The organism is Candidatus Pelagibacter sp., from assembly GCF_052049995.1.
Taxonomy (GTDB): domain Bacteria; phylum Pseudomonadota; class Alphaproteobacteria; order Pelagibacterales; family Pelagibacteraceae; genus Pelagibacter.
Map to the genome: position 1 here is coordinate 64,661 of NZ_JBNGYX010000003.1, position 18,130 is coordinate 82,790.

The following is an 18,130-nucleotide window of genomic DNA, read 5'->3' on the forward strand; positions in this document are numbered from 1 at the left end:
ATAAATTCTACTGTCCATATAAGAGAGTTGGCAACCATAAGGCAATTTTAGGAAATATAATAATTAAAACCAAACCTATTATTTGTAGAACCATAAATTGCATCATTCCGTAATAAATATCTTTTAAATCCCATTCTGGAACTACTCCTTTTAAAAAATATGCTGAGAGTGCAACAGGTGGAGATAGCCAGGCGGTCTGGAGATTGACAGCAACCAGAATTGCAAACCAAGTTAAATTAAATCCTAATGCTTCTACTAGTGGCAAAATTATTGGAACAATAATCATAACTATCGGTACCCATTCTAATGGCCAACCTAGCAAAAATATCATGACCATAATCATTCCTAAGATCAGATATTTATTCATTTCTAAACCTAATAAAAATTCTGTTAATAAAGTTGGTGTTCCCAATCTAGCAAATACTGCTCCAAAAAAATTTGAGGCAGCAACTAAAACCATTATTAAAGCAGTAATCTCTAAAGTTTTAACTAAAGCTTCTTGAAGTTTTGATAAAGTTAATTTTTTATATGCTAATGAAAGTAGCAATGCACCCATTGCACCACACCCAGCAGCCTCTGTCGGTGTAGCAAAACCAAATAAAATACTTCCTAATGCTGCAAAAACTAATGCTGCGGGTGGAACTAAACCTAAAAAAAACTCAATCCAAACTTCTTTCATACTAGCTGCACGCATTTCCTCAGGTAGCACGGGCCCAAGTTTTGGGTTTATCATACATCTGATTGTTGTGTAGCCTGCATATAAACTTGCAAGAAGAATTCCTGGAATAATTGCAGCAGCAAATAAATCTATAACTGGAATTTCCATTATTGGCCCCATAACCACAAGCATGATACTTGGTGGTATTAAAATACCCAAAGTTCCACCAGCTGTAATTGTACCTGCAGCAAGTTTTACATCGTAATTTGATCTGTTCATTGATTTTGCAGCCATAATTCCTAAGATAGTAACTGAGGCACCAACTATTCCAGTTGCAGCTGCAAAAATAACTGAAACAAATAATACTGCGTAGTATAATGATCCCTTTACTCTTGCTAACATCATCTGGAAGGCTGAAAATAGTCTTTCCATTAAACCTGCTTGTTCCATCATAATTCCCATAAACACGAAGAGTGGAACGGCGGCGAGGGTTTGTTCGGTCATAACCATCGAAAATTGGAGCGTCATTAAATAAAAAACTAATTTTCCAAAACCTAAATAACCAAATACAAAACCTAAAAAAATCAAAGTGAAAGAAATTGGAAATCCAACAAAAATTGCAAAAAGCATCACCCCAACTAAAATAAAACCTAAAATAGCTGGATCAATTAATTCTGCTATCATTTATCTTCTCCTGGCCATTCACCCTTTTTAGCTGCCCAGTAGCTTTTAAGTAATTCTGAAAATCCCTGGATAAGTAAAAATATAATTCCAATTAATAAACATGTTTTGATTGGCCACATATATGGCATCCAGGTAGTATCCATTCCTCTTTCACCTCTTTGGATAGACTCTAAAACAAATCCAAAAGTCATATATAAAAAGACAATAAGACCTGGGAAATAAAACAAGAGATACAGCCAAAAATCAATTAATCCTTGATTTTTGATTTTAAAATTTCTGTATAAGAAATCTGCTCTAATATGAACTCCTCTTGAAAGTGCATAACCTGCGCCCAACATAAAAAGAGCCCCATATAAAAATCTACTTATATCGTAAGCCCATATTGTTGGTGCTAAAAATAATTTTCTTGCTAGTACCTCATAGGTCATAGCAAAAATAAGTGGCATTAATATCCAGCAAACTACACTACCAATCCACTTACTAAATTTATCTATATTAATTATGGACTTTGCCATCCAAGTTGGCATGTCCTCTGGCATTTTTCCTGAACCACCTCGCCTTTCGGCAATCATTTCGTCAGAAATATCTAATTTACTTGGTTCGTCTGCCATAGAAATTTTTATTAAAAAAAATTAGAGCGGACTTATTAGTCCGCTCTAATATTCTAATTATTTAATGATTACTTTAATGTCGCTGCGTGAGCCATTCCTAGCTTCGCATTTGACATTTGAGCACCACTCCAGAAAGGAACTGCTTTATCAGCAAATACTTTCATAGAGTCATAAACTTCTTTGAAAAATGCATTTTTTTCAGCATTTTTGTTCAAAGTTGCTTTAGCAGCTGCCATATACTCAGTGAAGTAGTCAGATGGAGTATCTTCTAAAATCACTCCATGTTTTGTTGTAAGTTCTTGTAAAGCTTCACCATTTGATAAAATTCTATAACTTAAAGATTTTATCAAAGACGCATCCGCAGCAACTTCAAGAGACTTCTTCTCATGTGCAGTCATAGCATCATATGTTTTTCCAGTAATATAAAAGTCAGCATTTACCACCACTTGGTGTAAACCTTGTAAGTAATAGTGCTTTAAAACTTTTTGGAAACCAAATGTTAAGTCTGGTTTTGGACAACACCATTCAGCAGCATCAATAGTTCCTGCTTCTAAAGCTGGTAGAATATCTCCACCTCCCATTGCAACAGATGCTATACCGATGTCTTTATAAGTTTGTCCTGGAATTCCTGGAGGAGTTCTGAACTTATATTTTCTAAAGTCAGCCATATCTTTAATTGGTTTTGGAAACCAACCTAAAGCCTCTGGTCCAACAGGTTGAAGCATAAATCCTTTAATGTCTCTGTTCATCTCTTTCCATAATTGATCATAAAGCGCTTTTCCACCGCCATATTGGAACCAAGATAAAAACGCTAAATTATCTATACCTATTCCACCACCAGCTACTGGAGAACCAAATAGCATTGCAGCAGGGTGTTCACCTGACCAGTAGTGAGTCCATGCAAATCCACAGTCAATCAAACCTTTGTCAACAGCATCAAGAGTCTCTTTAACTCCAACAACTGCTCCTGCAGGTAAGATTTCGAATTTTAAAGATCCACCAGTTAATTCAGTTACTGTATCAGTAAAGTCCTTTAACATCTTAACTTCGTCAGCTTTAGTGTTAAGAACTGTCTGACATTTTAGTGTTTTTGCAGCATTAGCATTTGAAATAAATCCAAATACCATCGCAACTGCAAATAACATTGAAATGATTTTTTTCATATCGTTTTTCCCTCTCTATATTTTTAAAAATTAAAGCTTGTCAAAGAATGAAATCTAAAACAAGTGCTAATATTGGATTATTTTAATTTTTTTGTGTACAGAAATATTACAAATAAAAAAAATTTAATTTATAAGAGTTCTAAGTAATGGATAATTTTGATTTTATAATTCTTGGAGCTGGATCTGCAGGATGTGTGCTTGCTAATAGGTTGTCTGAAAATCCTTCAAACAAAGTGCTATTAATTGAAGCTGGAGGGAAGGATAATTACCCTTGGATACATATTCCTGTTGGTTATTTCAAAACAATGCATAATCCAAAGACTGACTGGTGCTACAAAACAGAGCCTGATGAGAGTATGAACAACATTTCCATCAGATATCCTAGAGGAAAAACTTTAGGAGGTAGTTCTTCTATAAATGGTCTACTTTACATAAGAGGTCAACATAGAGATTATGATATTTGGAGACAATTAGGTAACACAGGTTGGGGATGGGATGATGTTTTGCCTTATTTCATCAAAGCAGAAAACCAAGAAAGAGGAAAAGATGAGTTTCATGGGGTTGGAGGTCCTTTATCTGTTTCAGATCAAAGAATACATCTGCCTCTTTTAGATGAATTTCAAAATGCTGCCGAAGAATTTGGTATTCCAAAAACTAAAGATTTTAATACTGGTGATAATCATGGCTGTGGTTATTTCCAAGTAACAGAAAAAGATGGCTTTAGATGTAGTACAGCTGTTGGATATCTAAACCCAATCAAGAGCAGACAAAATTTAAAAATTTTAACTAATTCACATGTCAAAAAAATAAATTTTGAAAATAAAACTGCCAAGGAAGTTGAGTATTGGGAAGGAAACGAATTAAAAAAAGTACAAGCAAATAAAGAAATTATTATTTCATTAGGAGCTATTGGCTCTCCTCAAATTTTACAAGTTTCTGGTATAGGAAATCCTGAAAAACTTAAAAATCTTGGAATTGATATGGTGCTAAATTTAAATGGGGTTGGAGAGAACTTACATGATCATTTAATGCTTAGACCAATTTATAAAATTAATGGATTAAAATCCTTAAATAAAAAAATAAATAGTTTATTTGGAAATTTAATGATTGGCCTTGAATACGTTTTTAAAAGAAGCGGCCCAATGACTATGGGTGCTAGTCAACTTTGTATGTTTGCTAAAAGCGATCCATCTTTAGAACTACCAGACTTACAATGGCATGTTCAACCTATGAGTATGGATACTTTGGGAGCAACAAAAAATCACGATTTTCATGCATTCACCCCTACTGTTTCAAATATCAGACCAACAAGTAGAGGGCATGTTAGCATTGTTGATAAAGACTCAAGAACTTATGCAAAAATAAAACAAAATTATCTATCAACTGATCACGATAGAATGATTGCAGCTAAAGGACTTAAATTAACTAGAAAAATTATAATGGAGTCGAAAACTTTCAAAAAATACACTCCAGAAGAATACAGACCTGGCATTCATTTAAATGACGATGAGGAATTAGTTAAAGAAGCCTCTAATTATGCTCAAACTATTTTTCACCCAGTTGGAACTTGTAAAATGGGTCAAGATGAAATGTCTGTAGTAGATGAAAAACTTAAGGTTAGAGGAATTAATAATTTGAGAGTTATAGATGCATCAATAATGCCAAACATCACTTCAGGTAATACAAATGCCCCAACAATAATGATTGCAGAAAAAGGTGCAGACATGATACTACAACAATAATGTTTGCAGAATTTTTTACACCTGAGCAAATAGCAATATTAACTCAAATTATTCTTATTGATTTAGTTTTAGCTGGAGACAATGCAATTATAATTGGAATGGTTGCATCTAAATTTCCACCTGAACAAAGAAAAAAAGTTATCTTTTGGGGAATTGGTGGTGCAGTTATTTTAAGAATAATTTTAACATTGCTTACTGCATATCTTTTACAAATTACAGGTTTAAGGTTAATAGGGGGATTGCTGCTTCTTTATATTGTTTACAAACTTTATGTGGATGTAATAAAAGGCTCACAGACCGAAGAAGGCATAAAGGTAGATAGCTCTAGTTTTTTAAAGGCTATTTGGACTGTTCTATTAGCTGATTTTACAATGAGTTTAGATAATGTCCTGGGTGTAGCAGGTGCAGCTGGTGAACATTATGGACTTCTTGTTTTTGGGTTAGTTTTATCAATTGTTTTAATGGCAACCGCAGCAACTTTAATTTCAGGATGGATTAAAAAATATAGATGGATAGCTTGGCTTGGATTATTTGCTATTTTAATTGTAGCAGTTGAGTTGATTTACACAGATATTAAAATATTATTCTTTTAATGTATCTTCAAAAAATAAATCTTAAAAACAAATATGCTTTAGTTACAGGAGCAGGTAAAGGACTAGGAAGAGCATGTTCAATTGCATTAGCTGAAGCAGGTGCAACAGTTATTGCTTTAAGCAGAACATCTTCGGATCTTAATAAATTAGAGAAGGATATAAAAAAAGTTAAAGGTAAAATTATTAAGGTTTCATGTGATGTAATGAATTATGAAGATTTAAAACAAAAATTAGAAAAAATTAAAATAATTGATGTACTAGTGAACAATGCAGGGACTAATATTCCGGAGCCCTTTGAAAAAATTAAACAAAAAAGCATGAATTACCTTGTAGATTTAAATTTAAAAGCAGCATTTAACGTGGCACAACTTGTTGTAAAAAAGATGCTAAAAAATAAAAAAAGACCTGGGTCAATTATTAATATGTCGTCTCAACTAGGTCATGTTGGTATGAGCGGTAGAAACATATACAATATGACAAAATTTGGAATAGAAGGACTAACTAAGGGAATGGGTGTAGAGTTAGCAAAAAAAGATATCAGAGTTAATACGGTAGCACCTACTTTTGTTGAAACACCTATGGTTAAAAAATTTTTTAAAAACAAAAAATTTAAAAAATTAGCCCTTGGAAATATACCAATAGGAAAAGCGGCCACTGAAAGTGATGTTGCTACAACAGTATGCTTTTTGGCATCATCAGCATCTTCAATGATAACTGGAACATCAATAATTATAGATGGTGGATGGACAGCTCAATAATTTATAGACTTTTTTTTGTTTTTTTAATTTTTATATCACCAGTAAAAGCTATTGAATTCCAAGGTAAATTTCTACAAGGTCATTTTATATTAGGTAAAACTAATCCTGATGCTAAAATTTTGGTTGGAAAAAAAGAAGTTAAAGTCTCAAAAGATGGTTTTTTTGTCTTTGGTATAGATCGAGATCAAAAATACGACCTAACATTTACAAAAATTATTAATGGAAAAAAATCAATGACTACAAAAAAAGTTTTAAAGAGAAAATATAATATACAAAGAATAGATGGTTTGGCAGAAAGTAAAGTCACTCCACCTGAGTCTGTTTATAAAAGAATTAAAAAAGAAAATAATGCAATTGGAGAAGCAAGAGCAATTAATTCAGATCTACAATTTTTTAAAGAAAAATTTATCATGCCAGTTGAAGGAATAATCAGTGGTGTTTATGGTAGTCAAAGAATTTTGAATGGTAAACCAAGATGGCCTCACTATGGAATAGATATTGCTGCTAAACAAGGAACGATGATTAAATCTTCTGGCACAGGTGTCGTTACTATGGCTGAAGATGATTTATACTATACTGGTGGCACAGTTATTATGGATCATGGTCATGGGATATCAACAATATATTCTCATTTAGAAAATGTATTAGTCTCAGTTGGTGATCAGATAAATCAAGGAGAAATAATAGGAACTGTAGGATCAACAGGAAGATCAACAGGACCACATTTAGATTTTAGAGTGAATTGGTTTCAAACTAGACTTGATCCCATGTCTGTTTTGAACTAAATCTCAGATTTTGCTCTAAAACGTTCATAAATTAATCTAGCTCTAACTCCTAAACTTAAAATTGGATCAGGAGGAAGCCAAGTGGGTTTATTTCTTGCTTCAATAGTTTCTATCTCTTTTGTGTTTTCATTACTTGCTTTGATTGCTATTTGCTCTCCAAATAAAGTACCAACTCCAATACCAGAGCCATTATAACAACCTGCAACAAATATATTTTCATCTATTTTTTCAAAAATTTGAGAACTATTTCTTGTTCTTGAAACAATCCCTGACCAAGAAGATTGAATAATATCATCAGGTAATTCCGGAAATCTTTTTTTTATTCCAATCTTTTGTTTCAATGATCTTTTGGTTAATTCAGATTTAGACATTTGATAAGGATTAAAAACTTCTGCAGTATTTCTAATTAAAATTCTTCTATCTTTAGTCATCCTGATAGTGGCCCCCATTGGCCTTACAGGTAAAACTCCCCACTCTTTAGGCTCACCAAGAGATATAAACTCTTCATCTGATAAAGATCTGGTCATACTAGCTGTTAAAGTAATTGGAAAATTATAATTTGATTTTATTCCTAATGACTTCAGAAACCCATTTGTAGCAAAAATAATCTTTTTAGTTTTAATTGAACCATTTTTAAATTTACAAATGACTGTATCATTTTTCTTTTTCCAATTTAATAATGAAGAATTTTCATAAAGATTTACGTTTTCTGGCAATGTATCAATCATAGCTCTAACCAATTTACCTGGATGTAATAAAATCCCTCCCTTTGTATGAAGAGCAATATTGTAAAAATTGGTGCCTAATCTTTTTTTAAGTTCTTTTTTTGATAGCAAATTATGTTCAAAACCTAATTTTGATAAAGTGTCTGAAAAATTTTCTAATATTTTTTTATCTTCTTGCTTTGATGATGCAAAATATTTGCCACATTCATTCCAATCACAATCTACCTGATATTCTTTAATAAATTTTTTAATAACATCTATTCCCAATTTATAGATGTCTGCTTTTTTTTTATAATTATATAATTCTTTATTAGAAGTAAAACCATCATTAAGTGTTGTATCCACTAAGTATCCTGAGTTTCTTGAGCTAGCACCCTCGCCTGCTAGCTGAGCATCAACTAATAATATTTTTTGATTTGGGTAAAGTTGACCTAATTTTCTTGCTGCAGATAATCCTGTATAACCCGCTCCTACAATTAACCATTCACAATCTATATCAGATGAAATTGTTACAATATCATTTCTTGGAATTAAATCATTAACCCAGCTACAGCTATTATCGTTTAATACTTCCATGAAAGAAGATTACGATAATTGGTTGTGATTTAAAAGATTTTAAGAATTTAAAGAAGGCTGCTTCTTCATATCCTCTTTTTTAATGCCAGCTACTCTTACTGGTTTTTTCATAGCATCTCTTCTAAATGGTTCTCCAAGCTCTTGATTAAGAATTACCTCAATAAATGTTGTAATTCCTTTCTTCTGATCCTCACAAGATTGCTTGATTGCATTTGTAGTTTCTTCCATTGTTCTAACAGTTACACCTTTTAAGCCACATGCGTCAGCAACTTTAGCATAACTTAATTCTGGATCTAATTCTGTGCCGACAAAGTTATTATCAAACCAAAGTGTCGTATTTCTTTTTTCCGCACCCCATTGATAATTTCTGAAAATAACCATTGTTATTGCGGGCCACTCTTCCCTTGCACATGAGCTCATTTCGTTCATGCTTATTCCAAAAGCACCATCACCAGCAAATCCAATAACAGGAGTATCCGGACAACCAATTTTTGCTCCCAATATTGATGGAAAGCCGTAACCACAAGGACCAAATAAACCTGGTGCTAAATATTTTCTTGGCTTTTCAAACGTTGGGTAAGCATTACCTATCGCACAGTTATTGCCAATATCACTTGATATAATTACATCATCAGGCATTCCTGCTTGAATTGCTCTCCAAGCTTGTCTTGGTGACATTCTATCTGCATCTCTTTCTCTTGCCTCTTTGTTCCAGACTGTTCCCTCATCATCGTCTTCATGATCTAAACTTGAGAGCTTTTGTAACCAAGCTGACTTAGTTTGATGAATTAAGTCTTTTCTAGCTTGTCTGTCAGCGTCACCAGCATTTGAAGATAATTTTTCAAAAATTTGTTCAGCAACTAATTTTGCATCACCACTTATTCCTACAGTAACTTTTTTAGTTAAACCTATTCTGTCAGGATTAATATCAACTTGAATGATATTTGCATTTTTTGGCCAATAATCAATTCCATAACCAGGTAAAGTCGAAAATGGATTTAATCTAGTTCCCAAAGCTAGCACTACGTCAGCTTTTGAAATTAATTCCATTGCAGCTTTTGATCCATTATATCCTAAAGGACCAACTGCTAAAGGATGGCTCCCTGGGAAACTGTCATTATGTTGATAACCTGAACAAACAGGTGAATCTAATTTTTCTGCAAGTTTTTTTGTAGCTTCTATAGCTCCTCCAATAACGACACCTGCTCCTGATAAAATTACTGGAAACTTTGCTTTAGATAGCAAGTCAGCTGCTTGAGCTACAGCATCATTTCCTCCCCCTTGTCTTTCAAGTCTTACAATTGGAGGAAGATCGATATCAATTACTTGACACCAATAATCTCTTGGAACATTAATTTGTGCTGGCGCTGATCCTCTTATAGCTTTTTCTATAACTCTATTTAGTACTTCAGCCATTCTTGATGGATCTCTTACTTCTTCTTGATAACAAACCATGTCTTTGAATAAATTCATTTGCTCTACTTCTTGAAATCCACCTTGCCCTATTGTTTTGTTTGCTGCTTGCGGTGTCACTAATAAAAGAGGAGTATGATTCCAATAAGCTGTTTTGATTGGTGTAACTAATCCAGTAATTCCAGGTCCGTTCTGAGCAATAACCATTGACATTTTACCAGTAGCCCGCGTGTAACCATCAGCAATTAAACCACCATTTGTTTCATGAGCGACATCCCAGAAAGTAATACCTGCATCTGGAAAAATATCTGAAATTGGCATAAAGGCTGAACCGATAATTCCAAACGCATGTTCAATACCGTGCATTTGTAAAACTTTTACAAAAGCTTCCTCTGTTGTCATTTTTGTCATAAAACTAGAACCTCTCTAAAGTGTAATTATACTATTTATAAAATTCGTTTGTTAATTTGTGCGATTAATATATAAGTTTTTACGAAATTCAAACAAACAAATCGACACGATATGGCAACAGATATAATCATACATGATAAAAAAGACAACGTGGGAGTAGTTGTTATTGAAAAAATCACTCCTAAACAAGACTGTAAATGCTGGATAATGGAAGACGACAGTTCAACAAATATTCAATCCGTAGATGAAATACCTTTAGGTCATAAAATTGCAATGGTTGATCTTAAAGAGGGTGATACTATTTTAAAGTATGGTCACGATATTGGTAAAGTTGTTAAATCAATCAAAAAAGGTGAGCATGTACATGTTCACAACGTAAAAACAAAGAAATGGTAATAGTATGGAAATCCCAAAGAGCTTTTTAGGTTATAAAAGAGAAAACGGCAGAGCTGGAACAAGAAATCATGTAATTATTTTGCCAGTTGATGATATTTCGAACGCATGTGCAGAGGCAGTTGCAAATAACATTAAAGGTACAATCGCTCTTCCTCATTCTTACGGAAGACTTCAGTTTGGTGCAGATTTAGAGCTTCATTTTAGAACAATGATAGGAACTGGATGTAATCCAAACGTTGCAGCTGTAATTGTCATCGGTATTGAACCGAAATGGACAAAAAAAATTGTAGATGGAATTGCTAAAACTGGAAAACCTGTTGAAGGATTTCATATTGAGCGTACAGGTGACATTGGTACGACAATGAAAGCATCAAAAAAAGCACAAGAATTTGTGATGTGGGCTTCAGAAAAACAAAGAGAAGAATGTCCTTTAAGTGATTTATGGATCTCAGTTAAGTGTGGAGAGTCTGATACTACATCAGGATTAGCTGCAAACCCAACTGTTGGAAACTTAATGGACAAACTTGAACCATTAGGTGTTCATTTATGTTTTGGTGAAACATCTGAATTAACTGGTGCAGAACAAGTTTGTGCAACAAGAGGTGCTACAAAAGAAGCTTCTGACAAATTTATGAAAACCTGGAGCTCTTATAATGATTTTATTTTAAAAGAAGCGACAGATGATCTTTCTGAAAGTCAACCAACAGCAGGGAATATAGCTGGAGGACTTACAACAATTGAAGAAAAAGCTTTTGGGAATTTTCAAAAAATTGGAAATTGTAAATTTATTGACGTTCTTGAACCAGCCGAAGAACCAACTAAAGGAAAAGGTTTATATTTTATGGACACATCATCTGCTGCTGCTGAATGTGTGACACTTCAAGCTGCTGCTGGTTTTAATATTCATTTATTTCCAACTGGACAAGGTAATATTGTCGGTAATCCAATTGAACCTGTTGTTAAATTAACAGCTAATCCATTAACTGTAAAAGGTATGGGAGAGCACATTGATTGTGATGTTTCAAAAATTCTTTCAAGAGAAATGAATTTATCTGAAGCGGGTGATGAATTAATTAAAACTACACTAAGAGTGGCAAACGGTAGATTAACTTGCGCTGAAGCTTTAGGTCATAGAGAATTTGTTATGACTAAACTTTACAGAAGTGCTTGATAAATTCAGACTAACATGAAAACTGAAAAATATCTGGTACTATTACCAGGTATTATATTAGCTTTCGTTCTTTACACTTTATCTGAAGGCTTTAATAATATCATAGGTATTGAGTTATTGGGCTATGAAAAAAGTCCAATTTCTACAGCAATGATTGCTATTTTGCTAGGTATGTTTTTTGGAAATTTTTTTCAAATTAGAGAATCTTTTCGAAAAGGATTGGATTTTACACAAAAATATATTTTAAAACTTGGTATTATCTGTTTGGGTATTCAACTTAAGCCATTTGAGTTTTTAGAATTTGGAGCAATAGCTATTCCATTAATTATAATCTGTATAATCAGTGTGTTAATAGTAATTAAACTTCTTATTAAAAAATTAAAAATACCGACAAGAATGGCTTACCTAATATCAATAGGCAGTACTGTTTGTGGCACCACAGCAATTATGGCTACTGCTCCCGTTATTGGTGCAAAAAAAAACGAGGTGTCGTATGCAATTGCTAATATTACATTGTTTGGAATACTTTCAATGCTTATTTATCCTTACTTTGCTAACTTTTATTTTGAAAGTGAGCCATTATTAATTGGATTGTTTTTGGGAACATCTATTCATGAAACCTCTCAAGTTGCAGCTGCAGGATTAATTTATGACCAACAGTTTAATAGTCCTGAAACTTTAAATATCGCAACAGTAACGAAATTAATAAGGAATACCTTCTTGATTATCATGATCCCTTTATTTGCATTTCTTTATAATCGGGGAAAAACTACAGAAAAAAAATACTCAATAATAGGTATTTTTCCTTACTTTGTATTAGGTTTTGTAGCAATGATAATTATTAGAAATTTAGGCGATCTAATGTACTCAAATAATTACAAATGGTTGGTTACAATTGAAGGTATTCAATTGTCCTCAAAAATATTTTTAACAATGGCGATGGCAGCAATAGGTCTTTCAACTAATTTAAAAGAAATTAAAAATATGGGTTATAAACCATTTGTTGTTGGTTTTATAAGTATGGCAACTGTTGGTTTAGTTTGTATTACAACTATCGAATTATATCTAAATTATTTTAATTAAGATTTAACTAATAATTTTTTTCTAAAATTTGAAATGAATCGTCTTATAAAAGCAGCTCCAACACCTAAAATTACTGCAAACATAATTGTAAATAGTCCATAAAAGAATGGCATCTCCTTTGAAAAATCAATTATAAATTTAGAAAAGAAGTTTAAATCTGAACTAGTTGCTTTAACACCGCCATTTATAATTTTTTCTGCAAAAAAAGTATCGTATGCAATCGCTATACCCACTATCAGTAATAAAATTGCTAATAAAGCTCTTAAACCAGAACTATCAATTCTTTCTCCTAATTTTTGTCCAACCTGAACTCCTATGATCGATCCTATAACCAACATAAGGACTAGAAATAAATCTATAGATCCATAATTAAATGAATGAAGAAAAGTAACAACCACACTTACAAAAATTGTTACAAATAAAGATGTACCAGGAACTAATTTAGTAGGCATTTTAATAATATAAATCATTGCTGGAACTAAAATAAACGCACCTCCAATTCCCATAATAGCTGCAATAAATCCAACTAATAGACCAATTATAATTGGTGTAAAAATACTCTCATATAATTTTGACTTTGGAAATCTCATCCTTAATGGAAGTCCATGTATCCAATAATGAACATGTAATTTTTTTTTAACTACGATGTTTCTTTTTGCTTTATCTATTTCACCCAAACTCTCAACCAACATTAAAGTTCCGATAATTGCCAATATATACATATAAGCTAGAGAGATTACTGTATCAATTTTTCCAATACCTTTAAAATAAGTAAAAGTGTAAATTCCTAAAGAAGTTCCAATTACACCTCCAATCACAATCATTGAGCCCATTTTATAATCTAAAGTATTTTTTAAGTAATGCGTGGTAGATCCAGAAACTGAAGTAGCTAAAATATTATTTGCTTCATTGGCAACTGCGTATGCAGGAGGTATTCCTAAAAAAATTAGAAAAGGTGTCATCAAAAACCCACCACCAACACCAAATAAACCTGAAAGCACTCCAACAATTGCACTAAGTAAAAGTATCTCGATTGGGTTAACAAAAACTTGAGCTATCGGTAAAAATACTTCCATAAAAAATTTAAAAGTTGTTAAAAAAACAACTTAGTTAAAAGTGATAAAAGTTCCAACTAAAATCACTCCCCAGTAAGCTGTTAAGCTTACTATAATTCCTGCCTTAATAAATGTAGTTTTAAAATTTGAGAGTTTATTAATAATTTTTACGTTAGAGAGTAACATTAAATTCGTCAATACACCCACAACGAAATTTGTCAAACAATTATTTGTTATTAAGCAATTTTTTTTGCTTAGTAGATGGTAGCCCCAAAAACTTTAATTGTATCGTCCTCAACTCCTAAAACCAATCTTCCAAGGAACTCTCCTGGGATCTCTTTATTTGTCTGTTTAATTAGAACAGTTATATGGTCTCCTCTTCTAAGACATCCAAACGGTTCAAAAGTCTCTTTAAGATTAGTAATTAGCTTGTTATTAGCCCACTGCTTACCAAGCTCTACTTCGTTAGCACCAAAAAGCATTTGAGTGGAGAAATCTTTAGTAAAACCACCATAATCTTTGAGATTAGATGATTTAACTAAATTGTTCCAAATAGGTTTGGCTATTTCAAATATCTCATCATCTGTTTTAGATAAAATATCCATAAAATTTATTTGAAAAGTTTATTAAGAAGCTTTTTTCTTCTCGTTCTCATCCACTATATGGTACACAGGAACTTTCTCCATACTAAACTTACCAGTTTTAGGGTCACGTCTAGAAACTGTTAAACAATGCCAATTTTCATCATCAAGTTTCATATGATCACCTCTATAATAATATCCTGGCCATCTAGTCTCTTCCCTAAATAATGTATGTTCTGTTACACACTGAGAAGTCAAAGCTCTGTGTTTTAATTCCCAGGCTCTCATAAGCTGGTGATAATCCTCAGCTCCCACGTTTTCAAGATCTTCCTCAAGCCAAGCTAACAATTCTAATCCTCTTTTTAGCATATTACCATTAGTCATATAATTTGAAGTAATTCCACCAACATATTCATCCATGATTTTCTGTAACCTTTGAAGGCCTTGGATAGGAGATATATAGCTAGGAGAAACTGTCCCACCAGTAATCTCATTTCTAGCAACTGTATAGTTTTCTAATGGTTTATAAACTGCAGTTTTGAAATCCTCACACTGTTTATCTGAAACTTTAACCCCTTCTGCTTTTTTGTCTTCAATATATTTAACGGCAGCTTTTGCAGCTAATCTACCTTCTGTAAAGGATCCAGATGAAAACTTATGTGCGCTTCCACCAACTGTATCTCCTGCACCAAATAAACCGTCAATAGTCAGCATTCTGTTATAACCCCAGAAATATTCTGGTGGTGATAAATCTTCAGGGCCACTCACCCATGCGCCAGAACAAGTAGCATGAGAACCCATTACATAGGGCTCAGATGTAGTCAACTCTGGATTTGTGTATTTTGGATCAATATTTTGGGAAGCCCAAACAACAGCTTGACCAACAGTCATTCCTAAGAAATTTTCCCAACCTACTGTTTCTAAATGTGGATCTTGGAATGCCTCAGTAGTCACCATATGGATTGGTCCACCACCAGCAGCTACTTCTTGAATAAATGCATGATTTCTCAAACAAGTTGGTGTTGGATGATGATCGATATATTCACCAACTAACTCTTTGGTTTGGTTATACCATTTTTTTTCATAATTTTCGCCATTTGCATTTTGTGTGTACGTTTTTAAATGAAGGAAATATGCCCCAACTGGTCCATACCCATCTTTAAATCTACATAATACAATTCTGTTTTCCATTTGGGTCATCTTTGCACCAGCAGCAATAGGTAATGCATATGCAGATCCATTACTCCATGGAGCATACCAAGTTCTACCCATTCCTTCTCCAACCGCTCTTGGTTTAAAAATGTGTGAAGCTCCTCCAGCAGCAACAATTACCGCTTTTGCTCTAAATACATGGAAATCACCTGTTCTCATGTTAAATCCAACTGCACCACCAATTCTATTTTCTTGAGACTCGTCCATTAAAAGATGTGTAACCATTATTCTGTTATAAATTTTATCGGCAGATTTTTTTGCTGCCTCAGCAACAATTGGTTTATAACTTTCTCCATGGATCATTATTTGCCATTTACCTTCTCTTAAATATCTACCAGTTTCCTCATTCTTCATCATTGGAAGACCCCATTCATCAAACATATGAACTGTAGAATCTACGTGACGTGCCATGTCATAACCTAAATCTTCTCTAACCATTCCCATTAAGTCATTTCTTGCATATCTGACGTGGTCCTCTGGTTGGTTCTCACCCCATTGCATTCCCATGTAACAGTTAATTGCATAAAGTCCTTGAGCAACAGCTCCACTTCTATCGATGTTAGCTTTTTCGACACAAACAATTTTCATATCTCTACCCCAGTGTCTTGCTTCAAAGGTAGCACCCGTACCAGCCATACCTCCACCAACAACTAATATATCGCAATCTTCGTAATGAGTTTTATGACTAGCCATTAATAATAAACTCCTTTTTTGAAAGACTCTTTAGGCACAGATGGAAGTTCTCCATCAATATTCAAACCTTCTGGTTCAGTATATAATCTTTGAGAATTTAACTCACCTTGTTTAACTTTTTCACCTTCTGCAAGTTTTGGAATAAATTTTCCCCAAGGTTTTGTAGTTATTGGAGAAACAAAGTTTTTTTCAGTTCCATTTCTAAATTTAATTTTCCAAGAGATAGTACCTTTTTCCTCTTCTCTTCTTACTCTAACACTATGCCCCATTGGAGCAAAATCAGCGTAGCCTCTTACATCAATTGCGTGATTAGGACATGCTTTGACACATGAATAGCATTCCCAACAAAAATTAGGTTCAATATTTTTTGCTCGTCTAATATTTTCGTCAATATGCATTATATCTGATGGACAAATATCCACACAATGACCACATCCATCACATCTAGTCATATAAACAAAAGTTGACATAATTATTTTTTCTCCTTTATTATTTTTATCATAATTATTTTCAATTAATAGTGTTTAGGTTTCTCTCTTTTTATACCCAATCCAAATTGCTCAGGTGCATCTGCTGGTGGAGGCAAATTGTCTCTTGAACCATCTGCTTCTGCTAAATTCTTTTGTATTGCGGCACCAGGCTTATAAAACATGTGAGCAAATTTTGACCAATAAACTCCACCAAATAAAACTAAATTTGAAACTATAAATAATACTAAAAATAAATTTGCGTCCCATCTTCCATCCAAATTTAAACTTTGAAGATATGACCAAATAAATCCTGTCAATGAAGTTGCAATTAATGCTAGCACAAATAAATCTGCTTTAATAATTCTGTACCATGGTTGCGCTTCAGAATATACATCTACCCTTAAGAAGAACCAAAACCATGATCCCCCCAAAATAGTCATTAAAGCACCAATGTGCCAAATCATAGGCCATATAGTTGGAGTTTCAGAATTTGCCGAAGAATACCCGAATATCATTACTACAGATCCTACCCAAAAAAGAATAGTTCCATACATACCAAGAACATGTGCTACTCTTCTTTTTCCTGCACCTAGTTCCGATGTAGTTCCAATGTCGTATGCAATTGTTTTTGAAACCACTGCTATTCTTTCACCAGTCGATAGTTCTTTAGTCGCATTTTTTTTTGCTTTCTTAGCGTTTTCAAAAAAGTATTTCACATTCTTTTTATGAATTATGTCCAAAAGTGTACCTGTAACAATCAATAAAAGCATTAAAACTACAAAGCCTTGTATAAGTATAGATGGAACTGTTTCTGCCAGTACTGAAAAAGGATTGATCGTGAACATTAAATACCCTTAAAATAATTTTGAATTAGTTTAGAGTTTTCTAATCTAGTTATCTAAAGACTTCAATCAAAAGTATTGGTCAATTTGTCTTTTTTAATAACAACTTAGAGTTTGCGTTTGTAGTGTTGTTTATTAGGAATCACTGACCTAATACCACCCTGAGGATTTTTGACATCCCCTTCTCTTCTTGGAATTAGATGAATATGACAATGCATAATTGATTGGCCTGCAGATTTACCTGCATTTGTGCCTATATTAAAACCTTTAACACTAGAATCTTGTTTTAAAATTTTTTCTTTAGTTTTTAAAATTAACTCATTACATGCCTGAATTTCCTCTTTAGTAAGATCAAAGTATGTCTCTACATGTCTTTTTGGAACGATAAGACTATGAAATTCTGAGACAGGATAGCTATCTATGCATGAGTATGCTGATTGATTTTCAAACTGTAGTTCTTCTTTTTTAATTTTACAAAATATACAAGGGTTGTTTGGATCTTTCATGT

General features: G+C 33.1%; 18 protein-coding genes. 7 read left to right on the plus strand and 11 right to left on the minus strand.

What is annotated here, in order from left to right:
• Window positions 1-7 precede the first annotated feature (7 nt).
• The 3 genes from ACTT9Y_RS03610 to ACTT9Y_RS03620 all read right to left on the minus strand — a co-directional run bounded on the left by ACTT9Y_RS03610 (window position 8) and on the right by ACTT9Y_RS03620 (window position 3,116).
• A complete protein-coding gene (locus ACTT9Y_RS03610) occupies window positions 8-1,342 on the minus strand; it encodes a TRAP transporter large permease (RefSeq protein ID WP_082255027.1) in 1,335 nt (444 codons plus the stop codon).
• Window positions 1,339-1,953: a TRAP transporter small permease subunit gene (locus ACTT9Y_RS03615; protein WP_440933051.1), complete on the minus strand. Its 615-nt coding sequence runs from the start codon at window positions 1,951-1,953 to the stop codon at window positions 1,339-1,341. Before ACTT9Y_RS03615 ends, ACTT9Y_RS03610 begins: the two co-directional genes overlap by 4 nt.
• Before the next feature lie 68 nt (window positions 1,954-2,021).
• Window positions 2,022-3,116, minus strand: a complete 1,095-nt coding sequence (locus ACTT9Y_RS03620) for a TRAP transporter substrate-binding protein (protein WP_075485551.1) — start codon at window positions 3,114-3,116, stop codon at window positions 2,022-2,024.
• A 146-nt stretch (window positions 3,117-3,262) separates the two neighbouring features.
• Between ACTT9Y_RS03620 and ACTT9Y_RS03625 the strand changes: the two genes are divergently transcribed.
• The 4 genes from ACTT9Y_RS03625 to ACTT9Y_RS03640 are packed head-to-tail and all read left to right on the plus strand — an operon-like array spanning window position 3,263 to window position 6,994.
• Window positions 3,263-4,858, plus strand: a complete 1,596-nt coding sequence (locus tag ACTT9Y_RS03625) for a GMC family oxidoreductase (RefSeq protein WP_440933052.1) — start codon at window positions 3,263-3,265, stop codon at window positions 4,856-4,858.
• The gene (locus ACTT9Y_RS03630; RefSeq protein ID WP_440933053.1) at window positions 4,858-5,451 is read left to right on the plus strand and encodes a TerC family protein; all 594 of its coding nucleotides are present in this window, start codon (window positions 4,858-4,860) and stop codon (window positions 5,449-5,451) included. Before ACTT9Y_RS03625 ends, ACTT9Y_RS03630 begins: the two co-directional genes overlap by 1 nt.
• Window positions 5,451-6,209, plus strand: a complete 759-nt coding sequence (locus ACTT9Y_RS03635) for an SDR family NAD(P)-dependent oxidoreductase (RefSeq protein WP_440933054.1) — start codon at window positions 5,451-5,453, stop codon at window positions 6,207-6,209. Before ACTT9Y_RS03630 ends, ACTT9Y_RS03635 begins: the two co-directional genes overlap by 1 nt.
• On the plus strand, window positions 6,194-6,994 hold the full coding sequence (locus ACTT9Y_RS03640) for a M23 family metallopeptidase (protein ID WP_440933055.1): 801 nt from the start codon (window positions 6,194-6,196) through the stop codon (window positions 6,992-6,994). The genes ACTT9Y_RS03635 and ACTT9Y_RS03640 overlap by 16 nt, the downstream gene beginning before the upstream one ends.
• On the opposite strand, the gene ACTT9Y_RS03645 is transcribed toward ACTT9Y_RS03640, so the two are convergent.
• Together ACTT9Y_RS03645 and xsc are read right to left on the minus strand one after the other, a co-directional pair.
• The gene (locus ACTT9Y_RS03645; RefSeq protein WP_440933056.1) at window positions 6,991-8,295 is read right to left on the minus strand and encodes an NAD(P)/FAD-dependent oxidoreductase; all 1,305 of its coding nucleotides are present in this window, start codon (window positions 8,293-8,295) and stop codon (window positions 6,991-6,993) included. The genes ACTT9Y_RS03640 and ACTT9Y_RS03645 overlap by 4 nt on opposite strands.
• Before the next feature lie 39 nt (window positions 8,296-8,334).
• Window positions 8,335-10,119, minus strand: coding sequence for a sulfoacetaldehyde acetyltransferase (gene xsc, locus ACTT9Y_RS03650; protein WP_440933057.1), 1,785 nt, complete (start codon window positions 10,117-10,119; stop codon window positions 8,335-8,337).
• Window positions 10,120-10,230: 111 nt separating this feature from the next.
• Between xsc and ACTT9Y_RS03655 the strand changes: the two genes are divergently transcribed.
• The 3 genes from ACTT9Y_RS03655 to ACTT9Y_RS03665 are packed head-to-tail and all read left to right on the plus strand — an operon-like array spanning window position 10,231 to window position 12,769.
• Window positions 10,231-10,515, plus strand: coding sequence for a UxaA family hydrolase (locus ACTT9Y_RS03655; protein ID WP_440933058.1), 285 nt, complete (start codon window positions 10,231-10,233; stop codon window positions 10,513-10,515).
• A gap of 4 nt (window positions 10,516-10,519) precedes the next feature.
• A complete protein-coding gene (locus ACTT9Y_RS03660) occupies window positions 10,520-11,686 on the plus strand; it encodes a UxaA family hydrolase (protein WP_075536164.1) in 1,167 nt (388 codons plus the stop codon).
• Window positions 11,687-11,701: 15 nt separating this feature from the next.
• Window positions 11,702-12,769: a YeiH family protein gene (locus ACTT9Y_RS03665; RefSeq protein WP_440933059.1), complete on the plus strand. Its 1,068-nt coding sequence runs from the start codon at window positions 11,702-11,704 to the stop codon at window positions 12,767-12,769.
• Here the strand turns inward: ACTT9Y_RS03665 and ACTT9Y_RS03670 are convergent.
• The 6 genes from ACTT9Y_RS03670 to ACTT9Y_RS03695 form a co-directional block, all read right to left on the minus strand.
• On the minus strand, window positions 12,766-13,845 hold the full coding sequence (locus tag ACTT9Y_RS03670) for a TSUP family transporter (protein WP_440933060.1): 1,080 nt from the start codon (window positions 13,843-13,845) through the stop codon (window positions 12,766-12,768). The genes ACTT9Y_RS03665 and ACTT9Y_RS03670 overlap by 4 nt on opposite strands.
• A gap of 233 nt (window positions 13,846-14,078) precedes the next feature.
• Window positions 14,079-14,429, minus strand: coding sequence for a hypothetical protein (locus ACTT9Y_RS03675; protein ID WP_440933061.1), 351 nt, complete (start codon window positions 14,427-14,429; stop codon window positions 14,079-14,081).
• A 21-nt stretch (window positions 14,430-14,450) separates the two neighbouring features.
• The gene (aprA, locus tag ACTT9Y_RS03680; protein WP_440933062.1) at window positions 14,451-16,310 is read right to left on the minus strand and encodes an adenylyl-sulfate reductase subunit alpha; all 1,860 of its coding nucleotides are present in this window, start codon (window positions 16,308-16,310) and stop codon (window positions 14,451-14,453) included.
• Window positions 16,310-16,780 (minus strand): adenylyl-sulfate reductase subunit beta, encoded by a 471-nt coding sequence (aprB, locus tag ACTT9Y_RS03685; RefSeq protein WP_440933063.1) that lies wholly within the window; start codon window positions 16,778-16,780, stop codon window positions 16,310-16,312. The genes aprA and aprB overlap by 1 nt, the downstream gene beginning before the upstream one ends.
• A 44-nt stretch (window positions 16,781-16,824) precedes the next feature.
• Window positions 16,825-17,625 (minus strand): adenylyl-sulfate reductase, encoded by an 801-nt coding sequence (locus ACTT9Y_RS03690; RefSeq protein WP_440933064.1) that lies wholly within the window; start codon window positions 17,623-17,625, stop codon window positions 16,825-16,827.
• Window positions 17,626-17,729: 104 nt separating this feature from the next.
• On the minus strand, window positions 17,730-18,128 hold the full coding sequence (locus ACTT9Y_RS03695) for an HIT family protein (RefSeq protein WP_440933065.1): 399 nt from the start codon (window positions 18,126-18,128) through the stop codon (window positions 17,730-17,732).
• Window positions 18,129-18,130 lie beyond the last annotated feature (2 nt).